Annotated in this window: 21 protein-coding genes; 17 read left to right on the top strand and 4 right to left on the bottom strand. The window is 45.2% G+C overall.

The genetic code is table 11. The annotated features are described in order from the left end of the window. Positions 1 to 7 precede the first annotated feature (7 nt). The 10 genes from rpmD (at position 8) to ACLVWP_RS03845 (ending at position 6,255) form a co-directional block, all read left to right on the top strand. The gene (rpmD, locus tag ACLVWP_RS03800) at positions 8 to 193 is read left to right on the top strand and encodes a 50S ribosomal protein L30 (RefSeq protein WP_413560214.1); all 186 of its coding nucleotides are present in this window, start codon (positions 8 to 10) and stop codon (positions 191 to 193) included. Positions 194 to 196: 3 nt separating this feature from the next. After that, a complete protein-coding gene (gene rplO / locus ACLVWP_RS03805; protein ID WP_413295036.1) occupies positions 197 to 634 on the top strand; it encodes a 50S ribosomal protein L15 in 438 nt (145 codons plus the stop codon). Then, on the top strand, positions 634 to 1,962 hold the full coding sequence (gene secY, locus ACLVWP_RS03810) for a preprotein translocase subunit SecY (RefSeq protein ID WP_413560215.1): 1,329 nt from the start codon (positions 634 to 636) through the stop codon (positions 1,960 to 1,962). The genes rplO and secY overlap by 1 nt, the downstream gene beginning before the upstream one ends. Next, complete coding sequence (locus tag ACLVWP_RS03815) at positions 1,962 to 2,597, top strand: adenylate kinase (protein WP_413560216.1); 636 nt, start codon at positions 1,962 to 1,964, stop codon at positions 2,595 to 2,597. The genes secY and ACLVWP_RS03815 overlap by 1 nt, the downstream gene beginning before the upstream one ends. 129 nt (positions 2,598 to 2,726) lie before the next feature. Further along, positions 2,727 to 2,840, top strand: coding sequence for a 50S ribosomal protein L36 (gene rpmJ, locus ACLVWP_RS03820; RefSeq protein ID WP_011165332.1), 114 nt, complete (start codon positions 2,727 to 2,729; stop codon positions 2,838 to 2,840). A 2-nt stretch (positions 2,841 to 2,842) separates the two neighbouring features. Beyond that, positions 2,843 to 3,217 carry a 30S ribosomal protein S13 gene (gene rpsM / locus ACLVWP_RS03825; RefSeq protein ID WP_340599068.1) on the top strand — a complete coding sequence of 125 codons (375 nt, stop codon included), beginning with the start codon at positions 2,843 to 2,845 and terminating at the stop codon, positions 3,215 to 3,217. Between the two features lie 16 nt (positions 3,218 to 3,233). Further along, the gene (gene rpsK / locus ACLVWP_RS03830; protein WP_413560217.1) at positions 3,234 to 3,632 is read left to right on the top strand and encodes a 30S ribosomal protein S11; all 399 of its coding nucleotides are present in this window, start codon (positions 3,234 to 3,236) and stop codon (positions 3,630 to 3,632) included. A 282-nt stretch (positions 3,633 to 3,914) separates the two neighbouring features. Further along, positions 3,915 to 4,946, top strand: coding sequence for a DNA-directed RNA polymerase subunit alpha (locus ACLVWP_RS03835; protein ID WP_413560218.1), 1,032 nt, complete (start codon positions 3,915 to 3,917; stop codon positions 4,944 to 4,946). A gap of 136 nt (positions 4,947 to 5,082) precedes the next feature. Continuing rightward, positions 5,083 to 5,610 (top strand): 50S ribosomal protein L17, encoded by a 528-nt coding sequence (gene rplQ, locus ACLVWP_RS03840; protein WP_088615285.1) that lies wholly within the window; start codon positions 5,083 to 5,085, stop codon positions 5,608 to 5,610. A gap of 81 nt (positions 5,611 to 5,691) precedes the next feature. Continuing rightward, positions 5,692 to 6,255 carry a TlpA family protein disulfide reductase gene (locus ACLVWP_RS03845; RefSeq protein ID WP_413560219.1) on the top strand — a complete coding sequence of 188 codons (564 nt, stop codon included), beginning with the start codon at positions 5,692 to 5,694 and terminating at the stop codon, positions 6,253 to 6,255. Between the two features lie 67 nt (positions 6,256 to 6,322). Here the strand turns inward: ACLVWP_RS03845 and ACLVWP_RS03850 are convergent, their stop codons facing one another. Beyond that, on the bottom strand, positions 6,323 to 7,384 hold the full coding sequence (locus ACLVWP_RS03850) for a hypothetical protein (protein ID WP_413560220.1): 1,062 nt from the start codon (positions 7,382 to 7,384) through the stop codon (positions 6,323 to 6,325). Positions 7,385 to 7,710: 326 nt separating this feature from the next. Between ACLVWP_RS03850 and ACLVWP_RS03855 the strand changes: the two genes are divergently transcribed. Continuing rightward, the gene (locus tag ACLVWP_RS03855) at positions 7,711 to 9,831 is read left to right on the top strand and encodes a hybrid sensor histidine kinase/response regulator (protein ID WP_413560221.1); all 2,121 of its coding nucleotides are present in this window, start codon (positions 7,711 to 7,713) and stop codon (positions 9,829 to 9,831) included. Between the two features lie 2 nt (positions 9,832 to 9,833). Here the strand turns inward: ACLVWP_RS03855 and ACLVWP_RS03860 are convergent, their stop codons facing one another. Further along, the gene (locus tag ACLVWP_RS03860) at positions 9,834 to 11,804 is read right to left on the bottom strand and encodes a TIGR03545 family protein (protein ID WP_413560222.1); all 1,971 of its coding nucleotides are present in this window, start codon (positions 11,802 to 11,804) and stop codon (positions 9,834 to 9,836) included. Positions 11,805 to 11,812: 8 nt separating this feature from the next. Then, the gene (locus tag ACLVWP_RS03865; RefSeq protein ID WP_413560223.1) at positions 11,813 to 12,340 is read right to left on the bottom strand and encodes a TIGR03546 family protein; all 528 of its coding nucleotides are present in this window, start codon (positions 12,338 to 12,340) and stop codon (positions 11,813 to 11,815) included. Between the two features lie 117 nt (positions 12,341 to 12,457). Between ACLVWP_RS03865 and ACLVWP_RS03870 the strand changes: the two genes are divergently transcribed. Beyond that, positions 12,458 to 13,441, top strand: a complete 984-nt coding sequence (locus ACLVWP_RS03870) for a D-glycero-alpha-D-manno-heptose-1,7-bisphosphate 7-phosphatase (protein ID WP_413560224.1) — start codon at positions 12,458 to 12,460, stop codon at positions 13,439 to 13,441. On the opposite strand, the gene ACLVWP_RS03875 is transcribed toward ACLVWP_RS03870, so the two are convergent. Further along, entirely contained in the window at positions 13,396 to 14,391 is a 996-nt protein-coding gene (locus ACLVWP_RS03875) for a lysylphosphatidylglycerol synthase transmembrane domain-containing protein (RefSeq protein WP_413560225.1), read from the bottom strand. The two genes, ACLVWP_RS03870 and ACLVWP_RS03875, sit on opposite strands and share 46 nt — an antisense overlap. Positions 14,392 to 14,525: 134 nt before the next feature. Between ACLVWP_RS03875 and ACLVWP_RS03880 the strand changes: the two genes are divergently transcribed. The 5 genes from ACLVWP_RS03880 to ACLVWP_RS03900 all read left to right on the top strand — a co-directional run bounded on the left by ACLVWP_RS03880 (position 14,526) and on the right by ACLVWP_RS03900 (position 21,176). Then, positions 14,526 to 15,902: a mannose-1-phosphate guanylyltransferase/mannose-6-phosphate isomerase gene (locus ACLVWP_RS03880; protein WP_413560226.1), complete on the top strand. Its 1,377-nt coding sequence runs from the start codon at positions 14,526 to 14,528 to the stop codon at positions 15,900 to 15,902. 50 nt (positions 15,903 to 15,952) lie between these two features. Then, positions 15,953 to 16,207: a hypothetical protein gene (locus ACLVWP_RS03885; RefSeq protein WP_413560227.1), complete on the top strand. Its 255-nt coding sequence runs from the start codon at positions 15,953 to 15,955 to the stop codon at positions 16,205 to 16,207. A gap of 161 nt (positions 16,208 to 16,368) precedes the next feature. After that, positions 16,369 to 16,956: a hypothetical protein gene (locus tag ACLVWP_RS03890; RefSeq protein WP_413560228.1), complete on the top strand. Its 588-nt coding sequence runs from the start codon at positions 16,369 to 16,371 to the stop codon at positions 16,954 to 16,956. Continuing rightward, a complete protein-coding gene (locus ACLVWP_RS03895) occupies positions 16,934 to 17,875 on the top strand; it encodes an HTTM domain-containing protein (RefSeq protein ID WP_413560229.1) in 942 nt (313 codons plus the stop codon). The genes ACLVWP_RS03890 and ACLVWP_RS03895 overlap by 23 nt, the downstream gene beginning before the upstream one ends. Positions 17,876 to 18,158: 283 nt before the next feature. Next, the gene (locus ACLVWP_RS03900) at positions 18,159 to 21,176 is read left to right on the top strand and encodes a hypothetical protein (protein ID WP_413560230.1); all 3,018 of its coding nucleotides are present in this window, start codon (positions 18,159 to 18,161) and stop codon (positions 21,174 to 21,176) included. Positions 21,177 to 21,222 lie beyond the last annotated feature (46 nt).

The raw sequence follows: 21,222 nt of genomic DNA on the forward strand, positions 1-21,222 counted from the left end.
GGGTAAAATGGCTAAGAAATTCGTAGTAACATTGAAAAAATCGACTATCGGCTGCACTCAAGAACAAAAAGATGCAGTCCGTTGCCTAGGTTTGAAGAAGCTTCGTTCAACTGCAGAAGTTAACGATACTCCAGCAAACCGTGGTCAAATCATGAAAGTTCAACATCTAGTAAATGTTGAAGTTAAGGGGTAATCCATGAGCTTGCTTAATCAACTAGCTCCAAAAGCTGGATCTAAACACGCTCCAAAAAGAATCGGTCGTGGTATCGGTTCTGGTATGGGTGGCACATCTACTAAAGGTCACAAGGGTCAATTGGCTCGTACTGGCGGTACTGTGCGTCGTGGCTTCGAGGGTGGTCAAACACCTATGCACCGTCGTTTGCCAAAATTTGGTTTTAGCAACGTCGCGTTTGCTAACAATTTTGAGATTGTCAACGTAGGACAACTTGCTAAATTTTCTGGAGAAGTAACTCCTGAAACTCTTTTCACTGCTGGACTTGTTAACAAGGGCGCGGTTAAGATTTTGGGAATGGGCGAGCTAAAAACAGCTTTGACTGTGAAAGCTCACAAATTTTCAGAAAGCGCTAAGAAAGCTATTGAAGCTGCTGGCGGCAAAGTCGAGGTAATTAAGTAGTGTCTGCAATTGAAAGCATCGCAAAGAATTCGGATCTTCGTAAACGTATATTCTTCACGTTGGCCTTATTGGCTGTCTACAGAATCGGAGTTCACGTTCCAACGCCTGGCGTGGATGGAACTGCGGTGCTTTCATTTTTCCAAGCGCAAGCGCATGGAATTTTCGGCCTATTTAACACCTTTACGGGTGGTGCACTTTCCCAGTTCAGCGTTTTCGCACTGGGAATCATGCCTTACATCTCTGCTTCGATCATCTTCCAACTTCTGACTTCTGCGGTTCCAATGTTGGAATCATTGAAGAAAGAAGGCGAAGCTGGTCGTCGCAAAATCAACCAATACACTCGCTATGCGACTGTAGCTTTGGCTGTCGTACAAGGTTACGGTATCTCTAGCTGGTTGATGAATTCTACAAGCCCAGATGGTCATCCACTTGTGATTGCACCAACTGTGGCATTCCTTCCCTTCCAATTGATGACAATCATCACGTTGACAGCAGGTACTTGCTTCATCATGTGGTTGGGTGAGCAAATCACTGAAAGAGGTATCGGTAACGGTTCTTCTTTGATCATCTTTACAGGTATCGCAGCAGCAATTCCTCAAGGTGCACAACGCCTTTTCGAATTGGTTAAATCTGGTGAAATGAAATTCATCGTTGTATTGCTTCTATTGGTTCTAATGGTTGCAATCATCGCAGCGGTTATCTACATGGAAGTCGCTCAACGCAGAATCACTGTTCAGTATTCTCAGCGTGCGGGTGGCGGCGGTATGCAGTCTATGCAGACTCCAACAAGCCATCTTCCAATCAAAATTAACTTCTCTGGGGTTATCCCACCAATCTTCGCCAGCTCATTGCTAATGTTCCCGGCGACTATGGCTCAATTCGTTCACACGCCTTGGTTGAAAGCGCTTCAAGATTCTTTGAATCCGTCAGGCACGATCTTCAACATCATGTTCGTGGCGTTGATCGTATTCTTCTCATTCTTCTATACTGAAATCGTGTTCAACCCGAATGAAGTAGCTGACAACTTGAAAAAGTACGGCGGTTTCGTTCCAGGTGTTCGCGCAGGTAAGAGCACTGCGGATTATATCCAAAAAGTTCTTGAGCGCGTAAACGTATTGGGTTGTATCTACTTGTCAGTTATCTGCGTAATGCCAGGTATCTTGTCTAGCCAAATGAATCTTCCGTTCTACTTCGGTGGTACATCACTTTTGATCTTGGTCGGTGTTGCTTTGGATACTGCTCAGCAAATCCAATCTCACATGATCACTCAAAAATACGAAGGTTTCATGAAAGGTGCGAAAATCCGTAGCAGAAGGGTTCAGTTCTAATGAACGTTATTCTGTTTGGAGCTCCAGGCGCTGGTAAAGGTACACAATCCGAGTTGTTGATCAAACACTTGGGTATGACTCAAATCAGCACAGGGGATTTGTTCCGAGCTGCCATCAAAGGTCAAACAGACCTTGGCAAAAAAGCCCAAGAGTACATGGATAAGGGTCAATTAGTTCCAGATAGCATCGTTATCGGAATGGTTGAGGAAGTACTTCAAAAAGGCGTAAAAAACTTTATCCTAGACGGGTTTCCAAGAACTGTGGCGCAAGCTGAGGCTTTGGATGCTCTTTTGAATAAAATGACACTTTCTATTGGAAAAGCCATCTTTTTGGAAGTTCCAATGGAAATCTTGATGGATCGTTTAACAGGTAGACGCGTATGTAAAAGTTGCGGGGCTGTTTACCACATTGTCAGTAAGCCTACCAAGACGGAAGGTAAATGTGATAACTGCGGCGGTGAAGTAATTCAGCGCAATGATGATAAGGCAGACGTTATTGAGACGCGCCTTAAAACCTACCAGGAATTCACAAGCCCACTTAAAGAGTTTTATAAAAAATCAGGAAAATACATCGTAGTCGACGGTAATAGGGACACTTCGCAGGTCTATAACGAGATCGAAAAAATAATAGGCTAACCACTTTTATTATTGTTTTATCTCTAGACATTAACACTGCTCGGTGATAGCGTCCGACTCCTCGTTTGTATTTTTGCTGTACTTTTTGGCTATTTTTGGCCAAAAAATTAGCACGCATGGGAAGATTTTATGAAAGTAAGACCATCAGTAAAAGCAATTTGTAATAAGTGTAAAGTTATTAAAAGAAAAGGCGTTATTCGCGTTATCTGCGAGAACCCTAAACATAAGCAAAGGCAGGGTTAATCATGGCACGTATCCTTGGTGTCGACTTACCTAGAAATAAACGCGTTGAAATCGCATTGACTTATATCTACGGGATCGGACGTCCTCGTTCAGCTATGATTTGCAAGCAAGTAGGTATTCCTTCAACTCTAAGAACTGAAGGTTTGACAGACGAGCACATCGCAAAAATCCGTGGAATCATCGAGCAAAACTTTAAAGTAGAGGGTGATCTTCGTCGTGAAGTTGGCCAATCTATTAAACGTTTGATGGATCTTAACTGCTACCGTGGTATTCGCCACCGCAAAGGCTTGCCAGTTCGTGGTCAGAACACTCGTTCTAATGCACGTACTCGTAAAGGTCCTAAGAAGACGGTCGCTAATAAGAAAAAAGCAGTATAGTTAAAGGACTTTAGCGATGAATACTGAAAATAAAAATAAGACAACTACAAAGAAAAAAGTTAAAAGAAACGTTCCACAAGGGAACTGCTACATTCAAGCAGGTTTCGGTAATGTTATCATCACGATGACTGACCCTTCTGGTGCAACTGTTTCTTGGTCATCTGCAGGTCACCTTGGTTTCAAAGGTAGCCGTAAAGGTACTCCATTCGCAGCTCAAGTTGCGGCTGAAGACGCAGCAAAAAAGGCTATGGAAGCTGGCATGAAAGCCGTTGACGTATACCTTAAAGGCCCAGGCGCTGGTCGTGAACCAGCGATCCGTGCTTTGGCTGCTACAGGCATGAGAATCTTGACTCTTAAAGATATCACTCCTGTTCCGCACAACGGTTGCCGTCCTCCTAAGCGCAGAAGAATCTAATAACCTGATAGGCGACTCCTTAAAAAGTCGCCTCTCTCGTTTGAAGTTCTCGGTATTTGAATATTGGCTGCATGAAGAAATTCGTGCAGTTTAATTCAAAAACCGTGCCGCGAAGCAAGACAGCTTGTTAATGGCAACCATTTCTTGTTGAATGGTGAGTGCCCAAATCAAGTCAAGCCGCAATCAGATGAAAATTTCTGCTGTAGCTTGAGGTTGAACGGAACCCATAGGGATTTTGTTCGACGATTACTACTCAAGATAAATTAACCTCTCGGGGGATCCATGCAAGAGCATTATTATAAGTTTTGGAGAGAAATGATCAAACCAAAGGGATTTGAGGTTGATCGTGATACTCTTCGTGATGACTACGCAAAATTCATTATCCGTCCGCTTGAAAGAGGTTTCGGCGTTACTCTTGGTAACTCCCTAAGAAGAATTCTTCTTAGCTCTATGATGGGTTCTGCAATTACTGCGGTTAAGTTCGAAGGCGTATTGCACGAGTTCACTACGATCCCAGACGTTCTTGAAGATGTTACTGACATCATCTTGAACCTTAAAGAAGTACGTTTCAAACAATACACATCTGACTCTTTGACTTTGAAGATCTCTAAAAAAGGTCCAGGTAAAGTTACTGCAGCAGACATCCAAGTATCTGATAAGATCGAGGTTCTAAACCCAGATCACCACATCGCTACTTTGGGTGCGAACGGTAACTTCGCAGCGGAAATCGTTGTAAGTTTCGGTCGTGGTTACGTACCAGTTGAAAACAGAGAAACTGATCTTCCAGTTGGCTTCATCGGTGTTGACGCTCTTTACAGCCCAATCCGTAAAGTTAACTACAATGTTTCAAATGCACGCGTTGGTCAAAGAACTGACTACGATGCTTTGACTTTGGAAGTTTGGACTGATGGTTCATTGAAACCGGACGAAGCTGTTGCTCTTTCTTCTAAAATCATGAAAGAACAACTTCAAATCTTCCTTACTTTCGATGAAAGCATGGAACCAGTTGAAGAATCTCGCGAGCTAGGTTCGCCTTCATTGAACGAGAACTTGTTCCGTTCTGTTGACGATCTTGAGCTTTCTGTTCGTTCTGCGAACTGCTTGAAAAACGCTAACATCCGTTACATCGGTGAGTTGGTTGTTCGTTCTGAAGCAGAGATGCTTAAAACTAAAAACTTTGGACGCAAGTCTTTGAACGAGATCAAAGAGATCTTGGGCGAGATGGGTCTTGGCCTTGGTATGAAAATCGAAGGTTGGCCGCCTCCAGGTTGGGATCCTTCTCAACCACCAGTAAAAAGAGAAACACAACAATAGTCACAAGCTGTGATGACACCAACTCCCTGAGGAGTTGGTGAGGGCTGGAGCCCGAAAAAGAAACACCGAGCAATCAAGCGCGAGTGTTCTTCGTGAGGATACCTAATACGGTCCCCACGTTTTAACCGGAGAACATATGAGTTCACACAGAAGAAGAGTTAAGCATTTCGATCGTAAATCTGGCCCAAGAAAAGCGTTGTTGCGTGGTTTGGTTGAGTCTCTAGTAGAGCACGGCCGTATCACTACAACTGTTGACCGTGCGAAAGAAACTCGCCGTCACGTTGAGCGCGCTATCACTTTGGGTAAAAAAGGTGACTTGAACACAACTCGTTTGTTGTTGTCTCGCTACCCAAATAAAAACGTAGTAAGCATCATCATGAAGGACTTGGCTCCTCGTTTTGCTTCTCGTCCAGGTGGTTACACTCGCATCATCAAAATCGGTCGTCGCCCAGGTGACACTGCTGAGATGGCGTTCCTTGAGTTCGTAGACTACGATTTCGAAGCTAAAACAGCTGCTAAAGAAGAAAAAACTGCTAAAGCTGACGCTAAGCCAGCTAAAAAAGTAGCTTCTAAAGCTAAAAAAGCGGGTACAAAAACTGTAGCTGCTAAAAAGAAAACTGTTAAGAAAACTCAAAAGAAAGCTCGTGCTAAATCACGCGCTTAATTTAGAGGATCAAAATTGATTTTCAAAAAACCCAGGGCAACCTGGGTTTTTTTTTGGTATTTTGAAGTCTGGAGGACAACTATGAAGCAACATCTAAAAGCATTGGCTCTGGTTATCGTTATTGGTGGTTTTGCTGTTTGGGCATTCAATCACTATTTCATGAGCCATGTAGAGAAAGCTCCGGCAACGATGTCGTCGGTGGAAAAAATGGAAACCGATGGTGTTCCTAACTTCTCGGCAAAGGCTCTAGACGGGGCATCCTTTGATTTGGAGCAAATGAAGGGGAAAGTCATCATCCTGAATTTTTGGGCTTCATGGTGCGGGCCTTGTGTTGAGGAAGTGCCTTCTTTGATCAAGTTGGTTAAAGAGTATAAAGGCGAAATTCAGTTGATCGCTGTTTCGGGCGATAGCAATGAAAACGATATCCATGTTTTCTTGAAATCATTCCCAGAGCTTAAGGGCGAAAACATCAAGATCGTTTATGATCAGGATCGTTCATTGATGAAGATGTTTGATGTGTCTCGCTTGCCGGAGTCTTTGATTCTGAACAGAGAGCACAAACTAGTTAAGAAGCTTGTGGGTTCGATCGACTGGCACACAAAGGATTCGTTGGAATATATGAATTCGTTGATGGGCAAAAAGTAGTCTTCAAAAAAAGAATCGCCAGAGACAATTCCTTTGTCCCTGGCGAGTGTGGGTCTAACGGGTGTTTTTACGGACAATCGAACGCTAGATCGATTTTCGTTCCTTCAACCAACGGTGAGTTGAACTTCAGGATATTTCCTTCCACTTTAAATTGCGTAAAGCTTTTTCCATTGATCACGATCTTCATTGAATCGGCAGTCGGCGCACATTGTAGAGTCATGTGAGTCATCGAGTTCACGATCTTATCGCGGAACGTATTCAAGTTATCTGCAAAGTTAGAATCACAGATACTACCGATACCACCTTCAGTAAGGTTTGAGAGGCGGGCATAGACCACACCTTCATGGCTTGGAGAAGCCGAAGCGGCGTCTTGCATGTTCTCGCAGGATTTATCGCCTGGTTTTACGATCAAGCTATTGAAGGTAAAGCGCACGTCATTGCCGAATCTCATTTTAGCCATCGCAACTACGTTCTCTGGCATGTCTTCAGCCTCGAGAGGTAGTAAGCTGCCAGCGGCATCGTTAGCTTTCATTTTAGAAGCGTCTCCGCCGACAGAGCGTTCGTCTTCATTTGATACCAAGATCACAGACACAGCCGCACCTTTACGGTAGCAACCATTAGAGCCAGCTAGCGAGAAGTGGTTGTATGTAGCCTTCAAGCCGCGCTCATCTGCAGAGCCGCTACCACCAATTGTCATTGTATTAACAGTGTTTTCGAAGATGTTCGTTAGATTAGAAACGCCTTTTTTAAGTAGGTATGCGGGAGTACCGGAAGCCGGTGAGTATCCCACCCAGTCCGCGGAGAAGCCCCACTGGCTGTTCATCGCACGTGTCGTCGTCATACACATTTGCCAGTCGATACCACTGTTCTCTAATGAGCCAACAAAGTCGCCAAGGCCCGCAGCGAGCTTCTTAAGATCTGGAAGCATCGAGTTCGAGTCATCGAACACTATAAGGAAGTCGACCTGTTTGTTTCCGTATCCTACTAGCTGAGAGAAACTTACTGAAGTAGTGGGAGCGGATGAAGCCATTTCGATAGGTGCAGGTGTAAACTCCATTTTTGAACAAGCTGCTGTCGCAGTTGTCATCGCACTTAGTACTAAGAGATTTTTTAGATTCATCGTTTTCATAAATTGCTACCTCACTTAAAAAGGCTAGCATGTGGGGTGACCTCAAAAAAAGATCAAAAGTGAAATGCGAGTCAAAATAACCAATGATTCTAGTAATTTACGAGATAGTGACGAACTCATAAACACGTCCTGAAAACAAGCTCGACGAAATGCTTCTGAAATAAAAACAACGCTGCACTATTGATGGACACTATTCGTAACTTTTCAAAATTCAGAGTGAACTCAAATCTCTTTAAATGAGATCTGGAGTTGCCAGAACAACTTCTTCATTACAATTTTAGGGAGCCATTGAAAAAACAGTGTGCTGTTGATAGATCATCGCTCCCATGGCGAAGGTTTCAGAATCCAATTCATACACAGTCAATGGCGTTCAAAGCCTTGATTTTAAAATCAGAAAGTTAGATCTGATTTATCAGGAACATTTGAAGGGTGCCTTCGCTATTTTGGGAAACGGCTGCGCCTTTTTGTGGGTCGCGTGGGAGCACGTTCCTCATAGCGTATTGCAAATCTGGATGTCAGTGATGGTGACGACAGTCACTATTCGTATGCTGTCTTTGTGGAGATGGAATGCGACTAAAGCGACGGTGACCAGTGCTCGTCAATTGCGAGTGTGGCAGTATCTGTTGTATTCGCAGCTACTGATCTCGGGGTTGGGCTGGGGCACGGTGGGCGTGATGTCGGCAGGCACCACCGATCCGACGGTGCAGATCCTGGCAGCCCTTATTATAGCCTCTATGACCGCAGGGCCTTTGATCTATTATGTGTCTTCTAAAAAGGCCATGGCATGTTTGACGGTGCCGGCATTGGTGGGGTGGAGCTTCGGTTATCTGATGCTGTCGCAAGTTCCCCATCACAATCTGTTGGGCGTTCTTATTTTGTTCTATATGGTGCTGTTGTTCTTTATTGGGCGGAACTTGAATCGTGCGATTTTGCGCATGCTTTCGATGGACTATCAGCTTAAAAAAAGCGAGCAGCATCTGCGCCTCGCGATGGCTTCGTCCAATGCGTTGTCTTGGGATTGGTATGTTGAAACCAACCATCTGGATTTCAATGGAAATATCGAGCTGTTCCCGAAAGGGTCCACGCAGCTTTTAGAAATCCTTAAAAAGCATTTCGTAAGTCCCGGTGATTTTGATGTCGAAGTCGAGTGTCTTGATCATAAAGGTGAGGCTCGTCACGTGGCGATCAAAGGAAAAGTTTCGAAAGATCCTAAGACGACTTATCGTATGACGGGAATCGCCTGGGATATCACCACGAAAAAGAATGAAGAAATCCTACGTCGTGAGCGTGATGTTCATGAAGCCGCCAATCGCGGTAAGTCCGTGTTGCTGGCCAATGCTAGTCATGAAATCAGAACTCCTATTGCTTCTATCTTAGGTTATTCGGAGACTCTGTTAGGCAGTGGCGTTTTGGATGAGCAAAATCGCAGCGATGTGGAGGCTATCCATCGTCAGGGTAAGTTCATGGTGACCTTGGTGAATGATCTGTTGGATCTATCTAAAATTGAATCTAAGGGTTTGTACTTTCAATCTTGCTCGATGAATCCGGCTTTAGAGTTAGAAGACTGCATGGTGATGATCCGCTCGACAATTGAGAATCGAGACATCGCGATGTCGTTGAATTTCGCGACTCACTTTCCAGCAAGTATTTCCTCGGATCCAGTTCGTTTCCGCCAAGTGATCGTGAATCTTTTGTCCAATGCGGTGAAGCACACCAAAAAGGGCGAGATCACGGCGACGGCGCGCTTCTATTCCAATAATGAGGGTGAGGGTTTCGTCAGTGTAATTGTCAGCGATACGGGCATGGGGATGGATTACCACGTTCAACGCCATCTCTTTGAGCCCTTCGTGCGTGGTGAAAATCCAGAGGTGCAGCGTGTGCCAGGATCCGGCTTGGGGTTAGCTTTGAGTCGTCAGCTGGCGCGAGGTATGGGCGGTGATTTGCGTTTGATCCGCTCGATGCTGGGTGATGGTAGTACTTTTGAATTTAATCTTCCGGTGGGCAAAGCTTCAGATCTGAAATTAGTTTCAGCCCATGAGGTCCGTTACGGCGCGCGCGAGCGCATTCCAATTCCACAAGAATCAAACCATTTGAAGGATCGTGAAATCTTAGTTGTAGATGATTCGGATGATCTTCGTGCCTTGATGTCTCGTTACCTGATGCGTGAAGGTGCGATCGTTGAGACCAGTGAGAACGGTCAAGCTGGAGTAGAAAGAGCCTTGGCGAAAAACTTTGATGTCATCTTGATGGATATTAAAATGCCAGTGATGGATGGCTATCAGGCGGCGGCATTGCTACGTGAAAAAGGTTATGTGGGTTTGATTGTGGCCGTTACTGCGCAGGCGACGGCAGAGGGCAGACTGGATTCCAGAAGCAACGGGTTTGATGCTTATTTGTCCAAACCCGTTGATATTAACTTACTGAAAGAGATCTTGGTTCAGGCTTAAAGCTACAGACCGAAGCGTTTCTTTAGATCGTCGACGGCTTTTTGGCCTTCTTTTTCAAGTTGCTTACGACCTTGGTTTTCAGCGTCTTTCTTAGCGGACTCAACACGGGACTCAGCTTGTTTTTTCTGAGCATCGAGTTGTTCCTGAGCTTTCTTAACCTCTTTGTCGAACTGACCTTTTAACTGATTGATCTGTGCTTCGACTTGGGCTTTCTGTTTTCCGATTTCTTGTTCGACGTAAGCTTCGATTTTTTTACGAGCTTCTTCGATCTTGGCGTTGATCTGTTTTTCAAAGCCTTTGGAAAGTTCAGGACCCAAGTTTGAATTGATCGACAACGGCACATTTGGCAAATCGCCTTGGCCCTTCGCAGTCAAAGTCACCAGTGGAATTCCAGCAAACACAGTTTTTAGGATTTCATCAGCGATCTGATTTGTCGAAGAAACAGCATAGTCGATTTTAGTAAACTTGTTGTCGAAATCGACAGACAGGTTTTTAAGACCGACAACAGAACCTTGCAATCCCATGGCGCCATTCGCTTTATTGAAGGCGATTTTAACTTCGGGACTTGTTACCAAGTCTTTGCCTTCAATCGCATACGAATCAACCTTGAAAGTATAGTCGATAACTGAGTCGTCTTTGCGGTTGTCGATAGAAAGCTTCAATAGGAAACCCAGGATTTCCATCGCAGGGAAGTCACCAGCCAGTGTTGCGATCGTTGGGCGACCCACCAAGCGTTGGTTGGAAGTGATATCTAAGATCTCACCTTTTACGTTTCCAGAGTTTGGCGTAAGGCCTGCTTGCGAGCTGACAGCCGTACGTTTAACCCAGAACATTGGGTAAGAGTTAGGGCGACCGAATTCATAAGTGATACCGCTTTCACGTGGGTGAGGTTGGATCGCGATTTCTTCTTCCTCCGATTTAGCTTCGCCTTTTTTCAAATACTTTGGTGGGATGTATTTTTCCGCCAAAGATTTATAGCGGAAGAACTTGGCTTTGTAAGGTTCCAAATAGCGATTGAACACAGCCATCGTCAAAGCTTTCGCATCGATTTGTGGAATGCGGAAGTGTTGCTCCAAGGACTTGATGTCCACCTTGATTTGCTTTTCGATCTCGCCGTATTGAGTTTGCAGGTTTTTAAGATCTGCATTCAAGTCATTGCTAACGGACTGGATTTGCTTGTACTTGCCATCCGCATCTTTGTAGATCGAATCAAGTTGTTGCAAAGAAGCCTGAAGCTCCTGCGGATTTTTAAAGTCTTTGTACTGAACTTTATTAAGGCGATCATTCAATGCTTGGATGTCTTTACCTTGAGGCAAGGTCTTAAGGCGTTCATCCCACATTTTTTGTTTTGTCTGAAGATCTGCTTGGAACTTTTCGATCATCGCTTTGCTTGGTAAAGACGATTGCAACTTTTGCAGTTGCGCGTTTGGATCTGCTCCACCCAGCATGCTGATCACATCGCCCAGAACATTTTCGCCATAGCGATCTTGCAGTTCTTTTTCAGCTTGAGATTTAAGTTTACCACCTTCAGTCGCTAGCATTCCTGGTTCATTGGAAACTGGTGGCGGAGGAGCGACCTTGCCCGGACGAGCGCGCTTTACGCCGAATTCAATTTGTTCAACAACGGCTTCGTTGATGACGAATTTTACGCGAAGAAGAGCGTCCCACAACATACCGAAGCGGATTTCGCCGATCTTAACGGAATCATGAGTTGGTTTTTCAGCGTCCGTCAGCTCGATTCCTTTGATGCTGATGTTGGCATTAAAGAAGCTGGTTTTGACATCAGCGATATTTACTTCTGCACCGAGAGCTTTGTATCCAGACCACTCCATCGCGCGACGAAGATGTCCGTCAAAGAAGAAATGGAAGTACAAGCCTACGATTAAGCAGAAGATGATGAATGGAACTAGGGCGCCCCAACGGATGATGCCCTTTTTCTTTTTTTCTTTAGGTTGAGTTTGAGATGTTGCCATGATGATTCCTAACCGCCGTAAAGATCGTTGTATTTGTTGTACCACTCGTAAAACTTAGTCGCTTTGAACGCTTTCCAGCCCTTGGTGTCCTTAAAGCGCGCAACGACTGTTGCTCGGTAAGCAAGGATCATCGCTTTGAAGCCATAGTACGCGAATGGGAAAAGCAAAATCGAAACCACCATCGAGCCCATGATGATGCTGTTATTAAAACGAGTCATCGGAACGAATGGCATGTTGTACATGCTGACGAACAGCGGGCGAAGTGCTGAGTTTTCCAAAACCGCTTGGCCCAATAGGTGAGCCGGGTAGTCGAAAAGAAACGCGATGAATTTAAAAAAGAACGCTGATAGGAAAGCTGCTCCCAGTTGCACGCGGAAGACAAACACGATGAAAAGCACAATCAGTGTTTGAATTGAAAAGATGGGTGCGAATCCCAAAAGCAAGCCCAACGACAAACCGAAAGCCAAAGGCATTGTGTCTGTGTCGGAATTCAGTAGGACAATGAATTTGTAGAGCTGTTTTAATAATATCGTCATTGATATTCCTCGTGATGGAAGGTGCAATTTGAAACTCCTTAAAGTTTATGACAAAAATGCGTGGCGGCAAGTGAAAAGCGAGGACAGTGCACGGGGATTGTCGTATGTTTTAGGGATATGAAATCATGGGCACAGCTAGTCGCAGATACCGTTCGTATGGGGGGAGTTTTGGTTTTTATCAAAGACCAAGCGCCTCAGGATTTAGATCAATGGCTTTCTCCGTTGAATCAATCTTTTGCCATGAAGATTCCCTTTGTTATTCGTTCCAAAGCAGATTTGGACAAGGGTCGTTATCAAACCGGCGCACATGATTTGATTTTCTTTTTTGCGGGACAGGAATCCGTTCTTAAGGACCTCAACGCAAATGTTCAAGGGCAACGTGTTTGGATTGGCCAAAGTGGTGTGCACGCGGCTCATCTTGATTATGTATGGCAGGATACAGATCTTGCTGCTTGGACAAAGTTTTGGACAGCTTTGGCTCCGCAATTTGATTCATTGATTGAGAATTGGGCGAGCGAAGAAATGGATCATGCACCTTGCTTGTTTTTGGACCGCGATGATGTCGTGGTAAAAAACGTTCCTTATAACAAAGACCCTGAACAAGTTGTGTTGATTCCTGAAGTGGTGGAGCTGATCCGTCAAGCTCATGAAAAGGGCTACTGGGTGGCTTTGGTGACGAATCAAAGCGGCATCGGTCGTGGACGTATTTCTTGGGCTGAATACAAAGGCGTGCATCAGCGTATGTTGAAGCTACTGGCTGCTCAAGGTGCATGGATCGATGAATGTGTATGGGCATCGTATATCGAAAACGAAGGTGTGCAGGCGGGGCGTGTGTTCGCCGGCCTTCGTAAGCCTCGTGCGGGAATGTTCCAGCTTGTAAAAGAAAAATTGAAAATCGATATGGGGAAATCCCTCATGGTCGGGGACAGTGCTACGGATCTGATCGCCGCGTACTCTGCGGGCGTGGGAAGTTGCTACCTATTTCATTCAGAAAAACTAGAGCAGGAAAAGAAGTCCTTGGAAGATTTCCGAACTTCTCATCCTGATTTTAAATATCAAGCCATATCCGCGGCTTCAGACATATCGTTCGGGCGTTTGTAGCGCATATAGAAAAACGCTCCCAACAAGCTGACCAAGAACGATGCCACTTGGAATGCTGTGATCGTTGTTGGGCCAACCTCTGTCGAGTTACCCGTGTAAACGTTGAATAGGAAATAGAAAGCCGCTTGGCCAACGCCAACTCCCGCAGGGGAGATAGGGATAGCCGTTGCCATAAAGCCTAGTGGTGCCACCAAGAAGTAAGTTTTCAATGGGATTTCTGAGTATCCCGAAACCTGACCAACCATGTACAGGAATACGATAGAGGCAGATTGGGAAAGCAAGCTCAGTACGATCACTTGAATGATACGCGGAAGGTGATTGCCGTACAGATGCAGGCTTTCGTAAAGCTTCATAAACTTTTCAGCCAAAGGAAGTTTACGAATGATTCTTTTCAGAAGATTGGTTTCGTAAATCTTTGTCGAAAACACCAGGCCTAAAGCGATCGTAAATACGATGGCCAAGGTCAGGATGAACCAGAACAAAGTCATCAGTGTTGAAACTGTTTCGACATGTTGGAAGTCATAAAACATCACCACCAACGCCATCAAGATCATGGCGTACATTCCAAGCACGCGATCCATAAGAACACTCGTCACGGCGACGACTTTGGTTCCAGGATTGTCGCGGGTGAAATAGAACGCTTTGATGACGTCACCACCCACTCCACCTGGCATGGCGAAGTTAAAAAACTGACCGATAAGAGTCAGTTTAAAAGAAGGCCAAGCTTTTGCCGGGATGCCTTGTGATTTGACCAACATGCGCCAACGTTCGCTGGTAAGCAGGCCGTTGAGCAGGATGATTGCGAAAGATAAGAGAATGATTCCAGGTGTTAAAAGATTGCGGAGAGCCGCAAAGTTAAGCTTTCCAGACTGCACTAGCCAATAGATGATGCCCGCCGAAAATAGAATTTTGAGCAACTGAAGCGCAATGTTCTTTGTCTTTTTAACCATAAGAATTCTTACTGTAAAACCCCCTTAAACTCTACTTGGATGTGCAACATTTTTTGACTTGATGGGCCATGTCGAGAGTTAAAATACCCGGCTCCCACTCAGAGTGATATAAGTGAGGATTCTCGGAGGTTTACGTGATTCCAGTAGTGTTATCTGGTGGCAGTGGTACGCGCCTTTGGCCCGTTTCTCGCCAGCAGTTACCAAAACAGTTTTGTACGATTTTTGAAAAGCCATTGCAGACAATGACTTTGGAGAGATGTCACAAAATGGGGACGCCGTGGGTTGTGACTTCAAAAGCTCTGCAAACATTGACAGAGATCAACTTAAAGCAAAACAAAATGAACGACGTTCAGGTCGTTTATGAACCTTACGGAAAAAACACGGCGCCAGCGATCGCAGTGCTTTGCAAACTTTTAGATTTAAAAGGCAAAGGTTCTGAGATTGTGGGGATCTTTCCTTCAGATCATTTGATCGCAAAGGAACAGGCGTTCTTGGATGTGGTTTCGTTTGCTTCTGAAGTTGCTTCTGGAAACAAAGTTGTGACTTTGGGGATTACGCCTTCCTATCCAGAAACAGGATACGGGTATATTCAAACAAACGCAGCGAGCTTCAAAGAGCACGGCAGTTTGAAAGCCTATTCCGTTGTTAAGTTCCATGAAAAGCCAGCTTTGGAAAAAGCCAAAGAATTTTTGGCGCAAGGAAGCTTCAGCTGGAATGCGGGGATCTTTGTATTTAAAGCCTCTCACATGATTTCTTTGTTCCAAAAGCACCAGCCTGAGATGTGGGGATTGATTTCTGCATTGAAAGCAGATGCTTCGAACTTGGATGAGATCTATAGCAAGGTTCAAAGTATTTCTATCGACTATGCCATCATGGAAAAACTGAGTGGCGAGGAACTTGCGTGCATTCCTTCCGAATTTGGTTGGAGTGATGTGGGTTCGTGGGATGCGGTTGCATCCTTGCAAAAAGGCCAAGACGTGTTCAACGTGAATGGCAAAGATAACTTTGTATTCGGTAAGCCAGGCAAACATTACTCCACGATTGGTTTGGATGATGTGATCGTGGTTGATACGCAAGACGCGTTGATGTTGGTTAAAAAAGGCCAATCTCAGGATGTTCGCCATGTGGTGGAGTCTTTGAATCAACAGAAGTCTTCGCTGACTAAAGATCATGTCTATGAGTATCGTCCTTGGGGCTACTTTGAAATCTTGAAGGACACTCCTGATTTTAAATCTAAAGTGATCCGTGTGAATCCTCACTCGCAGTTGTCGTATCAAAGTCATGCGAAACGTGAAGAGCATTGGACAATCACAAAAGGTCAGGGCGAAGTTGTCTTGGATGATAAAGTCATCGCTGTGAAGGCTGGAACGCACATCCATATTCCGCTGGGTGCAAAACATCGCATGCGCAATACCAGCAATGAGATGTTGGAATTTGTCGAGGTTCAGTTGGGAACATACTTCGGTGAAGACGACATTGTTCGCTATCAGGACGATTATCAAAGAAAGTGACACTGAAATCGGGATCTGTTGAGATCTCGATTATAAGAAAAGGAGTTTTTATGAAATTGATCTTGGCGTCTTTGGTTCTATTGGCATCTTCATACAGCTTTGCTGCAAAAACTTATCAAGTGACAGGTCCCGTGTTGGAAGTAACTGATTCCAAAATCGTTGTCGAAAAAGGCAAAGATAAATGGGAAATCGAAAGAACAGCAGGAACGAAAGTAATTGGCGAATTGAAAGTGGGCGAAAAAGTGACGATCGAGTACACAATGTCCGCAGCTAACGTTGAAGTTAAAGCCGGTAAAAAGAAATAGATCTAACTCTATGAAAATTCAAAAGGATCGCTTTAAAAGAGCGGTCCTTTTTTATTTCTGATGGCCCAAATGTAATTCAGGTTTCACGATTGCCATTTGCCCTCACGGGCCACGTCCCATTAAGTTCCACATGCTAAAAAGCAAGAAGTGTGGGGAAGTTTATGGTGCGGTATTGGGAGCGTGCAAAGCTAACTGTCATATCTGTATTCGTTGCGATTCATTTGATGTGGATCTTTACGGCGTCCTTTCCCGATCGCAGTGAGTTGGGGCGAAGAATTCTAAATACCTTTGGGGAGTATTTTGATTTCGTAGGCCTTGAGCAGCCTTGGAGTATGTTTGCTCCGAATCCGATGTCTTTAAATTCCTATGTCGAAGTCGATATTCATTTCAAAGATGGCTCTAAAGAAAAATGGTCTTTGCCTCGTCCAACGCAAATGCAGGGTGCTGATAAAGTTATTGGTGGCGATCGCTATCGTAAGTTCACTCAAGAATATCTGATGCCTGAAAAAAACGAAGACATTTGGTTTGATGTGGCTCGCTATGTGACTCGCCAAGTTTCAAAGGTGGAGGCCGCAGGTAAGCATCGTGAAATCGAACGGCTGCAGTTCTTCCGTTACTATAATTATGTCGAAGATCCCAAGAAGGTCTTTGTAAAGCATGGTGAAAAGAACGGTGAATACAAGCGCGAAAGCGTTTTCTTCTATTATCCAGCGAATAAGGGAAAATATGAAATCAGCAACAATAATTAGAAGCATTTGGGATTTCTTTTTTAAGCCTCAGCCGGTGGATAATTTGGGGTTGATGCGTGTGTTGTTCGGTCTATTGCTTTTATTCAACTGGTACATGATCTGGAGTTATCTAGATGTGTTCTGGGGAGTCGATGGCATGATCTCACTGCGCACATCGATTGAATATGGATCGAGTGCCAGATTTAGTTTGTTTGATCTGATGCCTAATGATCCGCGCGTTCCGGTGTTGTTGGCGATTGTGAATTTGCTGGCGGCGGTGGGAGTGACTCTCGGTTTATTCACCCGCACATCCATGGTGTTAGCATTTATGACGGTGTTGTCGTTTCAGAACAGGAACGATTTTATTTTGAACAGTGGTGATATCGTCTTAAGGAATATTTTATTCTTTATGACGTTTTCTGCCGCAGGTAAGGCTTACTCGCTGGATCGTTGGTTTCGCGAGATGCGCTATGGGAAACAAAGCGATCCGGTGATGGAGCGTCCGTGGGCTTTGCGTATGATTCAAATTCAGTTCTGCGTGATCTATATTGCGACGGTTCTATTTAAAATCAAAGGCACGCACTGGGTAGATGGAACAGCAGTATATGTTGCGACTCGTTTGGATGAGTTCGTGCGCATGCCATTTCCTCTATTGAATAATCTCGCGGTTATAAAATTCATGACGTGGTCGACGCTCGCTGTGGAACTTGCGATGGGAACATTGGTTTGGTTCAGGGATTTGCGTTATTGGGTTTTGTTGTCTGGCATAGCTCTGCACATCGGTATTGAAATCGTAATGAGTATTCCAATGTTTGAATGGGTGATGATGGTGACGATGTTATCAATGGTTGATCCATGGGACATGATCAAGGCGCAAAACTATTTGCACGCGCGGCTTTCAAAAATTCTTCATCGTTTCAGCAAGATGCAAACCGCGTAGTCTAAACAGTTAAAAATTGATTCAAGATTGTGAAGCCAAGCGAATGCTTGGCTTTTTTATTTCATTGCAGAGTCACTGCTGCTCCTGAATGTTTCGCAATAAATTAAAAGGTGGAAAATTACAGATAATATTCTGTCAAAATTCTGCGACTCCAAATAATTCTTTTGTGGAAATTTACAGAATCTTGTGGGACAGGGAACTTCGCGAAGACGTGTGAGGTCGCTTTCGTTATGCCGCGAATCTGTATTTCAACAAACAAAGAGAGAACCTAAACGGAGGAAGAATGAGATCGCGTAAGAAGTTAGTTCTTGCGGCGGGGATCTCGCTTTTGGCTAATCCTACTTGGGCTCAGATGTCGCAACTGCAAACGTTGCCATCACAAGAGCCTAAGAAGGACATTCAACAGCCAAGCGAGAACTCACGTGCTAAGGACGAAGGCAAGGGGATCTTCAGCGTCACTCGCGACGGAAAAATTCGTGTTGGAGTGAAAGAGGAAGAAGAGCGTAACGAAACGGGTGGCTTCATCAAAGCGAATGAAGTTCCTAAGAAATTTGTCGGTGGTAACAATTCGAGTGGCGGCTCGAAGGGTTCCGGCGGCGGTTTTGATTCAAAAGGTTCGAAAGGATCTTTTGGTTCAGGCAATAATAGCTATGGATCTAAAGGTGATAAAGGCGATCGCGGTGAGCGTGGTGGCTTTGATTCCAAAGGTAGCAAAGGTGACGGCGGAGAACGCGGCGGCTTTGATTCTAAGGGATCTCGTGGAGACAAAGGCGAGCGTGGTGATAAAGGCAGCCACGGAAACTTTGGTGATCGCGGATCTAAAGGTGACAAAGGGGATCGCGGAGAGCGCGGTAACTATGGCGACCACGGAAGCAAGGGCGATAAAGGCGACCGCGGTGAACGTGGCAGCTTCGGCGAACACGGATCAAAAGGTGACAAGGGAGATCGTGGCGAACGTGGTAACTACGGCGACCACGGAAGCAAAGGCGATAAAGGTGATCGTGGGGAGCGCGGCGAACGTGGCAACTACGGTGATCGCGGCACTAAAGGCGACAAGGGTGACAAAGGGGACCGTGGAGAGCGCGGTAACTATGGCGACCATGGCAGCAAAGGTGATAAAGGCGATCGCGGTGAACGAGGTGAACGCGGTACTAAAGGTGATCACGGCACTAAAGGCGACAAAGGTGACCATGGTCCTCGCGGAAGTTCTTCCTACGGGAACTCTTCATCGTACGGCCACACATCTTATGGTGAGTCGACGTCTTACGGAAACACGACATATGGTGAATCTACTTCCTATGGTGAATCGACATCTTACGGAAATACCTCAACGTATGGTGATCCAAGCACGTCTTCGACAGGCCCGGGAACTGAGTCTGCAACAGGACGTCAGGAAACGAGCGTATCGACTTCAACATCAACCTCTACATCTACTTCGACTTCCACGTCGACTGAAAGCACTTCCACTTCAACAAGTGAAAGCAGCTCCAGCTCTACAGGAAGCAAGAAAGAAAAGAAAAATAGATTCAGAGCGAAGCTTGAGCCACTTTTCCATTTGGCCTTCGACTTTGGTTCTTACATCGTCAATCTAACTCCACATGATATTCCGCAACCAGCGGCAGTGGGAGTGTCTTACGATCCACCATCTTCACAAACATTGAAGACAGGCGAGTATCGTGATGGCTTCCAAAAAACTGTCTATGGCAGCATCGAAGTGGGCTTGGGAGCGCAAGTCAGATTCTGGTTCGACAATGCGACCGGACTGCTTGATTACTTCTGGGGATATGTTGGTGTATTGCCAGTGATTGGTAAGGATACGTCCTCCACTCGCTATGCAAGTACATTGGATAAAGCAAAAGCCATGGGGGGTCGTTGGTCAGTTCCTAAGAACGCGACAGATCTAGACAAGTGGGATGCTGGTGACAGTATCACTTATGTCGGTTACGGCGGCGTGATCTTCTTGGCGAATGCAGGTATTGGTCCGGTGGGAATCGGGACAGCAAAACTAGCTCGCGGTTCGTGGGAGACTTACGTTGAAAAAGTCGGCGATCATATGGCGTATGTGAAAATGACAAGTGGTAAACTTGAAAACTTGTCGATCTTCACAAGCGTTTCGATCATGTCGATTGGTAAGAACTATTTTGAGTCTGCGGATGACGGCTTCTCGTATCTTTACGATTTAAGCACAGACACGGGACGCAAGGCTTACGAAGATATGATTCGTGGTAACTCCTATGCTTCAGAGCAGTTTGCGACTAAAAAACCAATGAACTTGGTTGAGGCGACTCCTGTCACGAAGGTTTTAACTTTCAGAACAGTGTCGACGGGTCAAACTGTCAGCAAAGCGTTTGCGATTCCAATTATTTGGGATCGCGTGTTTAGCAAAGGCCGCGTGCAATCATTCACGACATCGGATTTGCATATCGAAAGAAACACGGCTCGTGTGCACTACGGTATCTTCAATGAATCTGATGATTCGCGTTTCTGGTTTAAACATAGAGAAGAAGACTTTATGTTCACTGGTGCAAGATACACGTTGGATAACTGGGACAGCAAAGAACGTTACAATGGTATGTTCGGTACTTACAGCTACGCGTTCAGACACGAAGCAAGTAACGACGACCGTTTAAGAAAAGGCTTGAAAGAGCTGGTTCGCAAAACGGGCTTGAAACGTTTAATGATCAATATTCCAGACAATGCGGCATTGGGCTACACAGGTGTCGAGTTCAACGCGAAAATGGGCGAGGAGAATACTCTGCGCTTGATGCAAGCGGCTCAACGTTTATCGGAAGATCAATTCACATCGCGTGGATTGGGTCTGCATGGTCAGTACTTTGATAAAGGTGGCGACCCATGGGATATCTGCAAATTTGCGGGCTGTCAGATCAAGCAACGTAATGCGACTATAGCGGGTATGTCGAAAATGTGGCGCTCTCTTCGTGTGATGAACAATACGATGACGGGTGATCCAAGAGCATTTGCGGCAGCTTACGGTCAGTTTGGTGAGGGTATGGCGACAAATCCATTCACTTATCAAGCAGCGATTGCGATGGCGGGACCTGGTGTTCTGATCGACTTCCTCGTAGAAGGTACAAGAATTTCTATGTACTACAAGCAATGGGTGACAGATGGCGATGGCAAATGGGTTCCAGGGGAGAGCGCTCCGGATTCAGATATGATTCCGAAGTTTGATCCAAGAACTCGTCACTCGAAAATCCGTGGTATCGTGATTGGTAATAATCCGGGAGACATCATGCCTCATGATGCCATTCCATTGATGCAGCCAGTGGCGTTCCAGTAGATTTTGAATCGAGGATAATAAAAAAGGCCGTTGAGAGATCAACGGC

It is taken from the genome of Bdellovibrio sp. HCB209 (assembly GCF_047306065.1).
In the GTDB taxonomy this organism is placed as follows: domain Bacteria; phylum Bdellovibrionota; class Bdellovibrionia; order Bdellovibrionales; family Bdellovibrionaceae; genus Bdellovibrio.

What these genes read in the sequence shown, in the direction of transcription:
- rpmD (WP_413560214.1), top strand. Translation starts at nt 8, where the DNA reads ATGGCTAAGAAATTCGTAGTAACATTGAAAAAATCGACTATCGGCTGC.
- ACLVWP_RS03850 (WP_413560220.1), bottom strand. Translation starts at nt 7,384, where the DNA reads ATGAAAACGATGAATCTAAAAAATCTCTTAGTACTAAGTGCGATGACA.
- ACLVWP_RS03835 (WP_413560218.1), top strand. Translation starts at nt 3,915, where the DNA reads ATGCAAGAGCATTATTATAAGTTTTGGAGAGAAATGATCAAACCAAAG.
- ACLVWP_RS03855 (WP_413560221.1), top strand. Translation starts at nt 7,711, where the DNA reads ATGGCGAAGGTTTCAGAATCCAATTCATACACAGTCAATGGCGTTCAA.
- rpsK (WP_413560217.1), top strand. Translation starts at nt 3,234, where the DNA reads ATGAATACTGAAAATAAAAATAAGACAACTACAAAGAAAAAAGTTAAA.
- ACLVWP_RS03845 (WP_413560219.1), top strand. Translation starts at nt 5,692, where the DNA reads ATGAAGCAACATCTAAAAGCATTGGCTCTGGTTATCGTTATTGGTGGT.
- ACLVWP_RS03865 (WP_413560223.1), bottom strand. Translation starts at nt 12,340, where the DNA reads ATGACGATATTATTAAAACAGCTCTACAAATTCATTGTCCTACTGAAT.
- ACLVWP_RS03895 (WP_413560229.1), top strand. Translation starts at nt 16,934, where the DNA reads ATGAAATCAGCAACAATAATTAGAAGCATTTGGGATTTCTTTTTTAAG.
- ACLVWP_RS03815 (WP_413560216.1), top strand. Translation starts at nt 1,962, where the DNA reads ATGAACGTTATTCTGTTTGGAGCTCCAGGCGCTGGTAAAGGTACACAA.
- ACLVWP_RS03870 (WP_413560224.1), top strand. Translation starts at nt 12,458, where the DNA reads ATGAAATCATGGGCACAGCTAGTCGCAGATACCGTTCGTATGGGGGGA.
- ACLVWP_RS03900 (WP_413560230.1), top strand. Translation starts at nt 18,159, where the DNA reads ATGAGATCGCGTAAGAAGTTAGTTCTTGCGGCGGGGATCTCGCTTTTG.
- rplQ (WP_088615285.1), top strand. Translation starts at nt 5,083, where the DNA reads ATGAGTTCACACAGAAGAAGAGTTAAGCATTTCGATCGTAAATCTGGC.
- ACLVWP_RS03890 (WP_413560228.1), top strand. Translation starts at nt 16,369, where the DNA reads ATGGTGCGGTATTGGGAGCGTGCAAAGCTAACTGTCATATCTGTATTC.
- rpmJ (WP_011165332.1), top strand. Translation starts at nt 2,727, where the DNA reads ATGAAAGTAAGACCATCAGTAAAAGCAATTTGTAATAAGTGTAAAGTT.
- ACLVWP_RS03885 (WP_413560227.1), top strand. Translation starts at nt 15,953, where the DNA reads ATGAAATTGATCTTGGCGTCTTTGGTTCTATTGGCATCTTCATACAGC.
- rpsM (WP_340599068.1), top strand. Translation starts at nt 2,843, where the DNA reads ATGGCACGTATCCTTGGTGTCGACTTACCTAGAAATAAACGCGTTGAA.
- ACLVWP_RS03875 (WP_413560225.1), bottom strand. Translation starts at nt 14,391, where the DNA reads ATGGTTAAAAAGACAAAGAACATTGCGCTTCAGTTGCTCAAAATTCTA.
- ACLVWP_RS03860 (WP_413560222.1), bottom strand. Translation starts at nt 11,804, where the DNA reads ATGGCAACATCTCAAACTCAACCTAAAGAAAAAAAGAAAAAGGGCATC.
- rplO (WP_413295036.1), top strand. Translation starts at nt 197, where the DNA reads ATGAGCTTGCTTAATCAACTAGCTCCAAAAGCTGGATCTAAACACGCT.